The organism is Pontibacter chinhatensis, from assembly GCF_900113285.1.
Lineage (GTDB): Bacteria > Bacteroidota > Bacteroidia > Cytophagales > Hymenobacteraceae > Pontibacter > Pontibacter chinhatensis.
This window is the reverse complement of sequence record NZ_FOOT01000015.1, coordinates 1-12,282: the sequence shown is the minus strand read 5'-3', so window position 1 is coordinate 12,282 and position 12,282 is coordinate 1. Positions and strand designations below refer to the sequence as shown.

The following is a 12,282-nucleotide window of genomic DNA, read 5'->3' as shown; positions in this document are numbered from 1 at the left end:
TGGTTTTATATAGCATCTGACTTTCTAATATACTATTACCCTATTCTCTTATTTCACTGTAACTCCAGACAAGTACAGCCACAAAGCCCAATACCAGAAAATTGGAAGCATAGTTGCCGGTTTCTATCCATCTATACTTGCTGAGCGCTTGTTCAATTTCCGGGTGATCAATTTACCGGAAGGTCGATTTCTCTACCGTGATTTTAGCATCCTGCCTGAGGTTAATGGTGGTATAATGCCATTCCTCGTCAAATTTTGTGGCAAGGGTAAGGTCAGGATTACCTTCCTGCTCAAAGGTGCGTGTCGTTGAATCCTTGAGGCTGTCTTTCCAGAACACTCTTTTGCCTTCACGACCATTTTTTATGAAGTAGACCGGTGATAGAATATCTTTGTTTATGAACTCAATACTGATTGGCGTAGAAGCAGCGATACCTGTTTCTGTAAACAGGAGCTTGAAGAAAGACAGGCCGGCGAACCCTGCCATGGCTGCCGCTAAAATAAACCGGCGCGTTATTTTCTCACCTGGCAGCTTAGACAGGTACAGCAGCGCAATCACGAAAAGGTCGATACCTAGAATGTAGGGAAGTATGAATTCGGAGAGTTGATAGATCATGCCGGAAGGGTATCATGTTTTTTGCTCTTGTAACCGAGAGTTTTGACTTATGGATAACACACGTCGCCGCCAAGTATACGAAGACTAATATAGTAAAATTCGTATTCTTTAATGGCGGGAAAGTATAAAACCTAAGCCGTGCGGACAAAGTAGGTTTAAGTATGGGCTACGTTTCGATATGGCCGGTGCTGGTGCTGGCGTTCATCCACTTTTTCGGGACACGGCTACGGTTTCTGGCCGGGGTACCACGCAGCGTATGGCTTTCTGTGGCGGGCGGCGTGTCGGTAGCTTACGTGTTTCTGCACCTGTTTCCGGAGCTAGGCGAGGGGCAGGAGCAGGTGTCTAAGCTGAACTGGGCAGAGCGCTTCCTGAACCACCACGTGTACCTGATGTCCCTGATTGGGCTGGCCGTGTTTTACGGGCTGGAGCGGGTGGTGGTGGAGACCAAGTACAGGCAAAAGAAAAAGGGGCAGGAAGGGCCACGCCACGAACAAGGCATCTTCTGGCTGCACATCGGTTCCTTTGCCATTTACAATGCCCTGATTGGGTACATCCTTTTTCAGCGGGAAGAGGGGACATTGCAGAACCTGCTGCTGTTTTCCATCGCCATGGCCCTGCACTTCATCGTGAATGATTTCGGGTTGCAGGAGCACCACCACGACACTTACCGACGAATTGGCCGTTGGGTATTGGTAGCTGCCTTGGTTGCCGGGTGGAGCATTGGCTTTGTGGTAGAACTACCCGAGGCGTTGGTTATCCTGGTGATGGCTTTTGTGGGAGGCGGCGTGATCATGAACGTGTTGAAGGAAGAGCTGCCCGAGGAACGCGAGAGCCGCTACTGGGCCTTTGCACTTGGGGCGGGCTTGTATGCTGCCTTGCTGCTATCGTTGTAGGCAGGTAGAAAAGCAAACAGGGAGCAAAAGCTCCCTGTTTATACTTTATTTATACTTTAGGATTATAGCACCCCTTTCTGCTGCACCACCTTCTCAGCCAATTTCAATGCCTCGTAGGCGTTTACCACGCCGCCGGACGCCGATAGCGTAGAGAACTTCACTTTCTTTTTACTCTTAGGGTCCTCGGTTGGGTAGTATACTTTCAGCCTGGGGTATTTAGTGGATGACTCGAGCAGGATGTTCTTTAGCTCCACTGCCGTAAGCTCCGGGTAATAAGACCAAACCAAAGCCGCCACACCCGATACCACAGGGCTGGCGAAGCTGGTACCGTTCATCTTATCATACTTGTTGTCCGGGGCCAGCAGCACCAGGTCTACGCCAGGGGCAAACAGGTCCACGCTTTCGCGGCCGTAGTTAGAGAACTCGCCTACAAAGTTTTTCTTCAGATTTTTGGATGTGGCGCCTACCTCCAGCCAGGTGCTGGCGCGGGTGCCGTCCTGCAGTTGCTTGGTCGGGAAGTTGTCGGCGTTGTCGATGTTTTTGGCGTCGTTGCCGGCGGCGTGTACTAGTAGCACATTCTTAGACTCGGCATACTTTACGGCCTCATCCACAAAGTGCTTCTGCGGCGAAAAGTCTTTGCCAAAGCTCATGTTGATGATGTGGGCGCCATTATCTACCGCATAGCGAATGGCCAGGGCGATATCCTTGTCGCGCTCATCTCCACTTGGCACCGCACGCAGCGCCATAATCTCCACGTTCTCCGCAATGCCGTCTATCCCCACACCGTTTCCACGGATGCCGGCAATAATGCCTGATACCGGTGTGCCGTGGTCGGCTCTCGGGCCAATTACATCACCATTACCATAGTCGGTATCGTTTATATCCTCCGGGTTATCGGCTACTATCTCTGTTCTCGGGTCAAACTCCGGGTTCAGGTGGTAGTTGACAAACTTATCGATGTAATCCTTGTATTCTCTGAACGACGCAGGCGTGAAGCCCTGGCTATACTTTTGCACCAGCCAGTTGCGTGCCCGCATTACGTCCTGGTTGGTGGAGGAGATGCCCTTTAGGTCCTCAACGGTATAGGTGTCCTTGCCCAGGTGGCCGGTTACCAGCTGCTCACAGATAGCCAGCACTTCGTCGAAAGCGTCCAGGTTTTGCTTTGTCTTGAGGCGATCGGTCAACTCTTCCTCAAAGTTTTTGCGCGTAACCAGGTACGTGTTATACTCCTTCTGCTCTGCCTCCGTAAGCCCCTGCGGCGACGTTATCTTGCCATACTTTGGAGCCAGTTGGCGGAGCAGGCGCACATACTCGTAAGTTTCGTACTGGATATTCTCGCCGGCAGCGTTGCCCAGAAAACCCCAGCCGTGGATGTCGTCCACGTAGCCGTTGTTGTCATCGTCAATGCCGTTGCCCGGGATCTCGTTCTTGTTTACCCACACCCTTCCCTGAAGCTCGATGTGGTTGATATCGGTGCCGCTGTCTATCACGGCTACCACTACCTTTTTCCGGGGCTGTTTGGCAACCAGCAGCTCGTTATAGGCACGGTTCACGCTTACGCCCGGTATCTTATCCTGCTTCATGTCCAGGTTGTACCAGTTGTGGTAAGCCTTGTCTATCTCCGCGACAGACGAAACGCCGTCTTGGGCAAAGGCAACCGAACCGCTAAGTAGAAGGAAGGCAGCGGTGGCCTTCAGGTGGCGGTACATGTTTGTTCTCATATTAAATCGGATAGTTGCTGATGTACGTTTGGCCGGAATTTATACGTTGGGAAAAGCTTTTGCTACTTTACTGTAATCTCTGTAGGCGGATGCAGCTGCCCTTCGGTGCGGGCCACCATCATGGCCACTGTGGCATCGCCGGTAACGTTTACCGTGGTGCGCAGCATGTCCAGCAGGCGGTCCGGGGCAAGTATAAGGGCAATGCCTTCAATCGGAATACCGGCCTGCTGCAGCACAATCACCAGCATCACAATACCCGCACCTGGCACGGCCGCAGAGCCAATAGAGGCCAGTGTGGCGGTCATCACAATACCCAGCTGTGCGGTCAGGTCCAGTTCTATTCCATAGGCTTGGGCAATAAACACAGCGGCAACCGACTGGTAAAGGCTGGTGCCATCCATATTGATGGTAGCCCCCAGCGGCAGCACAAAGCTGGTAATTTCTTTATTGATGCCCAGGTTCTTCTCGGAGCACTCCATGGTGGCAGGCAGCGTGGCCGCACTCGATGAGGTAGAGAAGGCCAGCATCTGCGCCGGGAAAATCCCTCTTATGAAATGCGCATACTTTGTTCTGCCAACTGTAACTACCAGCGCCGGGTATACCACCAAAATCATCAGGGCCAGGCCTATGGCTACCACAATGCAGTAATACCCCAACACCATCAGCAGCTCCAGAGCCGCACCCGGATCGTTGCCGGCAAAGTCTACCACCAGCCCTGCCAATAAGGCAAATACGCCGTATGGGGCGGTCATCATGATGATATCCACAATCTTAAGTATGGCCATGTTCACACCCTCAAAGAAATCGTTGACGGGCTGTGCCTTGTCGGGAGGGATGAGGATGAGGGCAATGCCAAAGAGAAGGGCAAAGAAGATAACCTGCAGCATACTGCCGTTACTGGTCATGGCCAGGAACAGGTTTTCGGGCACGATGTCTACGAGCGGCTGCAGCGGCCCCTGTTGCTCCAAAGCGGCGGCATCGCTCGATTTGGCAGAGGCAGTGCCGGCATACTGTTGTTTAAACTCCTCCCGCTTCTCAGGCGAGAAAGCTTTGCCAGGCTCAAAAATATTAACCAGCACCAGGCCCAGCACTACGGCCAGCACAGTGGTGGCCAGGTAGGTGCCGATGGTTTTGGTACCGATGCGCGAGAGGCGGCTGATATCGCTGAGGCTGGAAACACCGGTTACAAGGGATACGAGCACGAGCGGCACGGCAATCAGCTTCAGCATGTTGATGAAGATGGTACCGAAGGGGCCAATCCAATCGGTGGTAAAGCTATTGAGGCCAAGGGAGCTGGACATCATTCCCCAGGCCACGCCCAGAGCCATACCGATTAGAATTTGCCAGTGTAAAGCGAGTCTCTTCATACGTAAGGGGGCCGGCGGGATAAGGGTTCTGATTCCACCGGTTTACTAAAGTATACTATTTGCTAGAATTATTCAGCTGAAACGACACAGCCAAAGCGGTGCAAGTATGTAAAGTGCAGGTGCCGAACAGATGTTAGGTAAAATTAAGCATTTTCTGTAGGATTTTTGGCCTATCTGCAAAAAAACAGCCTGAAGAGCAGTGGGTTTATACTTGGGGATGGGCCCTGAAGGGAGAAGCAGAAGGCCGGAAAGCAACAAAGCCAGCCCTGTGTCTGCAGGCGCTGGCTTTGTTTTTATGCGTTGTTGTTGAGGATTTTAGGCCTCGTTTACTACAATTTTCTCGATGCGGTCGTTGGCGCGGATCTGGTCAATCACATCCAGGCCTTCCACCACCTTGCCGAAGCATGTATGGTTGCGGTCCAGGTGGGCGGTATTTTTGCGGCTGTGGCAGATAAAGAACTGAGAGCCACCGGTGTTGCGGCCGGCGTGGGCCATGCTCAGCACGCCACGGTCGTGGTACTGGTTGTCGCCGGAAAGTTCGCAGTCGATTTTGTAGCCGGGGCCGCCGGTGCCCGGCACGCCTTTGGCGCCCTCGCGGGTGTTAGGGCAGCCACCCTGGATCACGAAGTCCGGAATTACGCGGTGGAAGGTCAGCCCGTCGTAAAAGCCCTCTTTGGCCAGCTTCACAAAATTATCTACGGTTTTAGGAGCGTCTTTCTCATAAAACTCTACTTTCATTACACCTTTTGGAGTATGGATTTCTGCGGTTTTCATGAATAGTTCTGGTTTAGCTTGAACATTGTTACAGATAACAAAAGTACGGAATTTATAGTTTAAGAGAGCTATAAGCCTGGCTTTAGGGCCGGGCCGAATTCACATCACGCTCAAGTATACTTTACGCTATGAAAACAATAAGAACTTTAGGGTGCGCGCTGGCCCTTTGTGGCAGCGTGGCGTTGGTAAGCTGCGGAGGCGGCACCAACGATGAAAATGCAGCCAACGAGATGCAACGGGAGGCGGGCACTAACCTGCGCGAGGAACCTGGCTCCCGTGGAACAACCCCAACAACAGAAGGCAAGCAAGCCGGCGAAGGGCGCGACGAAGCCCGCAAACCACACCCCAGAATAGGGGATAATGTGATGACCCCTTCCAGAAAGCTGATGGAGAACATCTCGGCACACCCCGACCTGACAATGTTTGTTGGCGCGCTGCGCAAGGCCGAACTCGTTGAGCTGTTAAACGGCACCGGCCCCTATACCGTGTTCGCCCCCGTCGACAGCGTCTTTGATGCTATTCCGGACAGGACCCTTGATGACTGGATGCGACCCAGTAACAAGCAGCGCCTCGTAACGATGCTCAACAACCATATCGTGACCGGTAAGATTACGGCCGCCGACCTAACTAATGGCGCTACCCTGAAGACGGTAGGTGGTCAGCAACTAAGCGTTACCCGGAAAGGCAATACCATCTTCGTGAACGGTGCCAGGGTAAGGCAAGCCGACATAGAGAATCAGAACGGCGTGCTGCACTTAGTAGAAAAGCTGCTGGCCGAAGAGAAGTAATAGGCTAAACAAGAAAAGGAGCGGCAGATACCTCAAAAGTATCTGCCGCTCCTTTTTTCAGAAAATAAAGTTCGTTCGGACAGAAAGAGTTGGCCCATCTGTTTGCGTGGCCGCAGGTTTATACTTGCCAAGTATACTTTATACTTTAAAGCAAGACCAGGTAGCGAAAATAAATCTCCACCCCATCCCTTTCTAACTTTTTAACCTTCTAACTTTCTAACCCCAAAGACACAACGTATCGCATCCCTCCAACTCCCAAACTCTCTAACTCCTAAACTCTCTAACTCCCAACTCCTAAACTATTTCCGGTTGTCCTGCCCGTGCAGCATGCTCAGGTAGCTTTCGTAGCGGGAAAGGGAAATCTCGTTGTGGCGCACGGCTTCTATCACGGCGCAGCCCGGCTCGTTGAAGTGCGTGCAGTTGTTGAAGCGGCACTCGTTCAGGCGCTCGCGCATCTCCGGGAAATAATGGCTCAGCTCCGCCGCTGGAATATCCACAATGCCCAGCTCTTTGATGCCGGGTGTGTCGATGATAAAAGTCTCGGGGTCTATCTCGAACATTTCGGCGAAAGTGGTGGTGTGCACGCCCTTGTCGGAGAAGCCGGAGATTTCGGAGGTTTTCAGCTCCAGGTCGGGTACGATGAGGTTGATGAGCGTGGACTTGCCTACACCCGAGTGGCCCGAGAGCAGCGTGGTTTTGCCGTGCAGCAGCGCCTCTATATCCGCTATCCCCTCGTTGTTTGCGGCAGAAACAGACAGGCTGTTATACCCTATTTGCTGGTACATGTGGCTGATCTGGCGCTGGTAATCGCGGACCTCTTCATCGTAAAGGTCGGTTTTGTTAAAGACGAGCGTGGTGGGAATATGGTAGGCCTCGGCGGTCACCAGGAAGCGGTCTATAAAGCCAAAGGAGGTGCGGGGCGACACCAGCGTCACGATGAGCAGGGCCTGGTCGAGGTTGGCAGCGATGATGTGGGAGTAGGCCGTTTTGTGTGTGCTCTGGCGGATGATGTAGTTCTCGCGGTCCTCGATCTGGTAGATCACAGCGGTATCCTCGCCCGTTTGCTCCACTTCAAATGCCACGCGGTCGCCTACGGCCAGCGGGTTGCTCACCTTCAGGCCCTTTATCTTAAACTTACCGCGCAGGCGCGCCCGGTGCAGCTTTCCTTCCTCGTCGCGCACCAGATACCACGATCCCGTCGATTTTATTACTACTCCTTTCATGCCATCTATTTCAGCAGTTGCCTTACATCATCCATAATTTTGGCCGTCGCGCCGGCTTGCTCTTGTACGTATTCTTTTTCTTTGTCGGTTATACTTTGGCGCAGGCCCGGCGTGGTGTGCACCCGCTCAAATGCCTGCAGCAGCTCCCCGGCGTTCTGCACCGGAAAAGCGCAGCCCCGCGCCACCAAATCCTTCGCTTCCTGAAACTTGTCATACTTTGGGCCGAAGAAGAGCGGCAGCCCGAACACGGCCGCCTCCAGGGTATTGTGAAGCCCTTTGCCAAAGGCCCCGCCAATGTAGGCGTAGGTGCCGTAGCTGTAGAGCGCCGAGAGCATGCCGATGTTGTCAATCACCAGCACCTGATACCTGGCTGCGTCTGCCTCGGAGGTTTGGGAGAAGCGCACCGCTCCCTCGCCCAGCGCCTGCATCACCGTGTTTATACTTGCCTCGTTCACCTCGTGTGGCGCGATGATGAATTTTATACTGGATTTATACTTTTGAATCAGCGGCAACAGCACCTCTATATCGGCGGGCCAACTGCTGCCCACCATAAACACCTCTTGCCCGGCCACGAACGCCTCTACCAGCGGAATAGGTTTTATACTTACCGCCGTTTGCAGCACCCTGTCAAAGCGCGTGTCGCCGGCTATACTTGCGTGGGTGATGTTTATACTTTGCAACAGCTCCAGCGAGGCTTGGTTCTGGGTATAGATATGCGTGAAGCGGCGCAGGATGTTGCGGTAAAAATCACCGTAGGGTTTAAAGAATACCTGTTCAGACCGGAAAATGGCCGAAATAGAAAGTATAGGGATGCTTCGCTTAGCCAGCTCCTGCAGGTAGTAATGCCAGAACTCATACTTCACAAACATGGCCAGCCTGGGTTGGGTGATGTCTAGGAAGCGTTTGGCGTTGGCGGCGCTGTCCAGCGGCAGGTAAAAGATATAGTCGGCGCCCGCGTAGTTTTTGCGCACCTCGTAGCCGGAAGGGGAGAAGAAGGTAAGCAGCACCTTATACTTTGGAAACGCCTCCCGGAACGCCTCGATTACCGGACGGCCTTGCTCAAACTCGCCCAGCGAGGCACAGTGGAACCACACCAGCGGCGCCTGGTTCTGCTGCAAGGCCTGCTGCAGTCGTTCGAACTGCCGCTCGCGCCCCTGCCGCATCAGCTTGGCCTTCTCGTTAAAAGGAGCTGCCAGGGCAATGGCCGTACTGTAAGCCTTCAGGCCGATGTCGTAGAGTAACTTCAAATTTATACTTGCTTGCAGAGTTCTAGTGCAAATATAGTGCTTTGCGGAGCGATAGTTGGCAAGGGGGCTATACTTTGTAACAGGGTAGATAATTTTCTATATAGAATAGGATTAATGTAATCCGTTGTGTTAATTTATTGCATTCCAATCAAGTGAAAATCAACAGTGTGCCCATAAGCTGAAGTATAAACGGATACAGGATTTATGAACGAGAAGAGACTCCTTACAATTCGCCTTTACCTCACCGGCATCGTATCCATCGCTATAGGGGCACTGCTGGTGTGGAGCCATTACAACGGAGGTGTGCCGAGCCACCATATCGCAGCGGATGAAAACTTTCAGGCCATTTCGAACTGGTGGGGGGTGCTGGTTCTTCCTGTGCTCACGTGGTTTCTCTTGTACCGCATCCAAAAGGGAATCTTCAGCGACAAGTATGGAGAAGCCGAAAGCCGCAGCCTTTTACCGGCCATACTTTATAGGTTTGCAGGCGGTGTGCTGTTCGGTATACTCATAGCCGTTTGCTTTACCGCTGGGTATACTGCCGTCATCGACTACCTGATGCTGGGGCTGCTTCTGCTGGCCCTGCTTTTCCCGATTTACCGGCCCGAGTGCCTGCTGGGCTTTGTGCTAGCAATGACTTATACTTTCGGAGCCGTGCTTCCGACTGCATTTGGGACAGTAGTCGGTTTGGTAGGGTGGGTATTGTACCGGTTTCTCCGGCCCGTCATACTTTATGCTGTATCGAAGTTTGTGCCCTCAACCTGGTTGATTATTCCAGTAGTATTTTGTTTATACTTTGCCGGAGCTACAGAAGCATTTGCACTGAATGATAGCAGAACTGAGCGACCTACGGCTAATCAGCTGTTAACAGAGGTGCATAAAAAGCTGGAAAGCCTGAAAAGAATACAGTATGATTACCTTTTAGAACTTAATTACGCTTCCGAGAACTATAAGCAAAGCATTTCGGGTACTGCTTTCTTGGATTTTACCACCCCTGATGCATTGCTTGGGTTCAAGTACCAGGTGGAGAGTGAGAATGGTAAGTTTGTGTACAACGGCTCAGAAAGCTTCTACCTGGACAAGGCACGAAAGACCATGACCGTAAATGTGGCGCCTAAATTTGAAAATTTTGCAGGCATCACCCCTTTCCATAATTCATTGGTAACGCTTAGAAAGGCAATACCGGCTCTCGTCGCAGATCAAGATATCCTCAAAAGTGTCTCCGATACAAGTATAGCAGAACAAGAATTCTACCTGGTAAAACTTGTGCTGAATAGTCGTACAATCGAGCGGTTGGGTGGGTTTTCAGAGCTGAGCCTTGAAAGAGGAATCATATATGATATCATCATTGACAAGAGCAGTTTGATGCCTGTTCAGATGATTCAGGGGAACAGTGTGAACAGAGATTTTACAAGATCGGTGTTCAGTGATGTTCGCGCTAACCCCGACAGCCCGTCCGAGCTATCGTGGTACTTCTCCAGTTATACATCAGATTTTGACCTGGAACGCAAGAAGCCGGTCGCGCCTTTGGCGTTGCACTCGCCCGCACCAGCCTGGGAACTCCCTTTGTTTGATAGCAACCAGTCATTGAGCCTTAGTCAGCTAAGAGGAAAAGTAGTAGTACTTGAGTTCTGGACTAAGAACTGCGGCTATTGCATAGCAGCTGTGCCAAAGCTCAATGCATTATCTGAAAAATTTCAGGGGAAAGAGCTTGTGGTCTTAGGCGTTAATCTACACGACAAAGCGGAAGACATCTACAACTTTAATCAACGAACAAAACCAGACTATAAAACCGCCTACAAGGGGCAGAAGGTTGCCGAGGAATACGGCATTAGTTTTTTCCCAACGATTGTCCTCTTAGACAAGAAGGGCAAGGTGCTATTTCATGGGGAGTTTAACGAAGCAGATTTAAATAGCTTGATCCTGAAGGCACTTAAGGAGTAAGTCAGGAAACTTGCTTCGGTGACCCGGTGCAGCTTTTATACTTTCTAACTACCTAAATTGCACTTACCTCGCTCTACAACAGCTTCGAGCAAGTATACTTTCTCTCCGAAATACTGACAGCATGTTTGGAGGAGAAAAGGGTTGGGGGAGTTTAAAAGTATAAACGGCTGGTAACCTGGGTTATGCTAGGTGCTTCTTGTATAAAAAATAAAATTAGCATTTTTCTATATAGTATATTCGGTAGTCCAGTTGCGTTTAGCCGCTGTATTTGGTAGTATAAACGTAGTTATTACGTTTATACTTTAGTTGGCAGTAAGCTCGAATAAAGAAAGCCTATTGAAGAGTAGAGTAATGAAAGAAAAAGCCTTATTCATTTTGTTAACTGTTGTTACTCTATTTGGATGTAGTCATAAGAATGCTTTCCTGAAGCAAAGTATCAACTATGATACAGTTGAGCTTGAAAAATTAAATAAAAACGCTCAGTTAAACGATACCGACAGCCTTGATAATGTATTCATTGATGACTCTGAGTTTTGCATTAAATTTAAAGGAGGTGATAAAGCTTTAGTAAAATATTTTGCCGATAGCTTCCAGTTACCAGCTAATGTTAAACATGATAATATCAAAGGGAAAGTACTTGCAACCTTCATTGTCAATGAAAAAGGCGAGGTCGGAGATGTGAAAATAGAAAAAGGGCTTGGTGAAGAGATTGATAAAGAAGTAATAAAAGTTGTCTCTGAAATGCCAAAATGGATTTGGGACTGTGAATCTAAACCAACAAGGCCAGTCAAAACTAAAAGATTTGCGCCCTTTACAATAGATTAGATTTAGAAAGAAAAAAGCCTCATTTGCCAACAGAACCTAAACGTCAGCCTTCGGCGATGGCCTCGCCCGTCGTTTAGCAGAGACGTTTGTATTAATTTGATAAACGTAAAGAGTTGTTTCAACATACTGTTACTATGCACTTTTGCTCTTGGCTGCTCAAATAGCGAGTCGTCAAGGGGTGAAAAAAATCTGCCCGATGACAGAACTGAAGTAAGCGAAGGTGTGGCAGTAGAAAATGCTAATAAACTACAAACTGACACTGTTTCTGATGTGGCAGCAGTAAGTTCTGATGAGCTACAAACTGATACTTTAGCTGATAACAAGCAGGCAACTTCATCAGATAAGGCAAAGAAATACATAAAACCAGATTTTACAGAAAACTATAAAGTAAACCTCACTCTGCCTCAACTTGAGATAATTGACAGCAAATTTTATCACCTTCTTGACTCTCTGAATACACTGGAAAAGAAGTGTATGGGTTCCGAAATACAAGGACTTCACTGGACCCTCAATTCTTTCCCAGACAAAGTAATGGAACTGACTATGGCAAGTGGTATAGGCAAGGGGTATAAAGGTTATTTTTATATCAATAATATGCTTTGCCTCACTTCAACAGACCTGTCACAGGTTAGCCGTCCGAGTGGGAAAAAGAAGGATTTTCTTTTTGAAGGTAAGAACTTCATTATGGTTGAAGATTATTCTGTTTACCTGTTAGCAAAAGAAAATAATGAAGTAAAAATTTTAAAGGCATATAACTTACCGTGTAACTAAAAAAGGAAGAAAAACTTCTGCCAACAACTAAGGCTTCGTTGGGTACGGAGTGCCTACAATGAAGCCGTGGTTGCACCCAACCGGGCGACGCGTTATGGGTTTTAAGTCGGAAGAGG

General features: G+C 49.9%; 11 protein-coding genes. 5 read left to right on the top strand and 6 right to left on the bottom strand.

The window, feature by feature from the left end:
• Nucleotides 1-172: 172 nt before the first annotated feature.
• Nucleotides 173-613 carry a hypothetical protein gene (locus BM040_RS20790; RefSeq protein WP_092105619.1) on the bottom strand — a complete coding sequence of 147 codons (441 nt, stop codon included), beginning with the start codon at nt 611-613 and terminating at the stop codon, nt 173-175.
• Between the two features lie 161 nt (nt 614-774).
• Between BM040_RS20790 and BM040_RS20785 the strand changes: the two genes are divergently transcribed.
• Nucleotides 775-1,506, top strand: coding sequence for a hypothetical protein (locus tag BM040_RS20785; RefSeq protein ID WP_092105617.1), 732 nt, complete (start codon nt 775-777; stop codon nt 1,504-1,506).
• A gap of 62 nt (nt 1,507-1,568) precedes the next feature.
• Here BM040_RS20785 and BM040_RS20780 read toward each other — a convergent pair whose 3' ends face one another.
• From BM040_RS20780 to BM040_RS20770, 3 genes are all read right to left on the bottom strand, one after another.
• Nucleotides 1,569-3,227: a S8 family peptidase gene (locus tag BM040_RS20780; protein ID WP_092105615.1), complete on the bottom strand. Its 1,659-nt coding sequence runs from the start codon at nt 3,225-3,227 to the stop codon at nt 1,569-1,571.
• Nucleotides 3,228-3,289: 62 nt separating this feature from the next.
• Nucleotides 3,290-4,594, bottom strand: coding sequence for a dicarboxylate/amino acid:cation symporter (locus tag BM040_RS20775; protein WP_092105614.1), 1,305 nt, complete (start codon nt 4,592-4,594; stop codon nt 3,290-3,292).
• Between the two features lie 315 nt (nt 4,595-4,909).
• Nucleotides 4,910-5,368 carry a peptidylprolyl isomerase gene (locus BM040_RS20770; protein ID WP_092105612.1) on the bottom strand — a complete coding sequence of 153 codons (459 nt, stop codon included), beginning with the start codon at nt 5,366-5,368 and terminating at the stop codon, nt 4,910-4,912.
• Between the two features lie 128 nt (nt 5,369-5,496).
• Between BM040_RS20770 and BM040_RS20765 the strand changes: the two genes are divergently transcribed.
• Nucleotides 5,497-6,156, top strand: coding sequence for a fasciclin domain-containing protein (locus BM040_RS20765; protein WP_092105610.1), 660 nt, complete (start codon nt 5,497-5,499; stop codon nt 6,154-6,156).
• A gap of 299 nt (nt 6,157-6,455) precedes the next feature.
• Here BM040_RS20765 and rsgA read toward each other — a convergent pair whose 3' ends face one another.
• Both rsgA and BM040_RS20755 read right to left on the bottom strand, forming a co-directional pair.
• Nucleotides 6,456-7,379: a ribosome small subunit-dependent GTPase A gene (gene rsgA, locus BM040_RS20760; protein ID WP_092105608.1), complete on the bottom strand. Its 924-nt coding sequence runs from the start codon at nt 7,377-7,379 to the stop codon at nt 6,456-6,458.
• Between the two features lie 5 nt (nt 7,380-7,384).
• On the bottom strand, nt 7,385-8,626 hold the full coding sequence (locus BM040_RS20755; RefSeq protein WP_092105605.1) for a 3-deoxy-D-manno-octulosonic acid transferase: 1,242 nt from the start codon (nt 8,624-8,626) through the stop codon (nt 7,385-7,387).
• A 204-nt stretch (nt 8,627-8,830) separates the two neighbouring features.
• Here BM040_RS20755 and BM040_RS20750 point away from each other — a divergent pair, with 204 nt between their 5' ends.
• The 3 genes from BM040_RS20750 (at nt 8,831) to BM040_RS20740 (ending at nt 12,166) form a co-directional block, all read left to right on the top strand.
• Nucleotides 8,831-10,570: a TlpA family protein disulfide reductase gene (locus tag BM040_RS20750; protein ID WP_092105603.1), complete on the top strand. Its 1,740-nt coding sequence runs from the start codon at nt 8,831-8,833 to the stop codon at nt 10,568-10,570.
• Nucleotides 10,571-10,921: 351 nt separating this feature from the next.
• Nucleotides 10,922-11,395 carry an energy transducer TonB gene (locus tag BM040_RS20745; RefSeq protein WP_139217862.1) on the top strand — a complete coding sequence of 158 codons (474 nt, stop codon included), beginning with the start codon at nt 10,922-10,924 and terminating at the stop codon, nt 11,393-11,395.
• A 222-nt stretch (nt 11,396-11,617) separates the two neighbouring features.
• A complete protein-coding gene (locus BM040_RS20740; RefSeq protein WP_175491144.1) occupies nt 11,618-12,166 on the top strand; it encodes a hypothetical protein in 549 nt (182 codons plus the stop codon).
• The last annotated feature ends 116 nt before the right edge of the window (nt 12,167-12,282 follow it).

Bases quoted from the DNA above. Each gene is read 5' to 3' on its own strand.
- rsgA (WP_092105608.1), bottom strand. From the start codon at position 7,379: ATGAAAGGAGTAGTAATAAAATCGACGGGATCGTGGTATCTGGTGCGC.
- BM040_RS20785 (WP_092105617.1), top strand. From the start codon at position 775: ATGGGCTACGTTTCGATATGGCCGGTGCTGGTGCTGGCGTTCATCCAC.
- BM040_RS20775 (WP_092105614.1), bottom strand. From the start codon at position 4,594: ATGAAGAGACTCGCTTTACACTGGCAAATTCTAATCGGTATGGCTCTG.
- BM040_RS20750 (WP_092105603.1), top strand. From the start codon at position 8,831: ATGAACGAGAAGAGACTCCTTACAATTCGCCTTTACCTCACCGGCATC.
- BM040_RS20770 (WP_092105612.1), bottom strand. From the start codon at position 5,368: ATGAAAACCGCAGAAATCCATACTCCAAAAGGTGTAATGAAAGTAGAG.
- BM040_RS20745 (WP_139217862.1), top strand. From the start codon at position 10,922: ATGAAAGAAAAAGCCTTATTCATTTTGTTAACTGTTGTTACTCTATTT.
- BM040_RS20780 (WP_092105615.1), bottom strand. From the start codon at position 3,227: ATGAGAACAAACATGTACCGCCACCTGAAGGCCACCGCTGCCTTCCTT.
- BM040_RS20765 (WP_092105610.1), top strand. From the start codon at position 5,497: ATGAAAACAATAAGAACTTTAGGGTGCGCGCTGGCCCTTTGTGGCAGC.
- BM040_RS20790 (WP_092105619.1), bottom strand. From the start codon at position 613: ATGATCTATCAACTCTCCGAATTCATACTTCCCTACATTCTAGGTATC.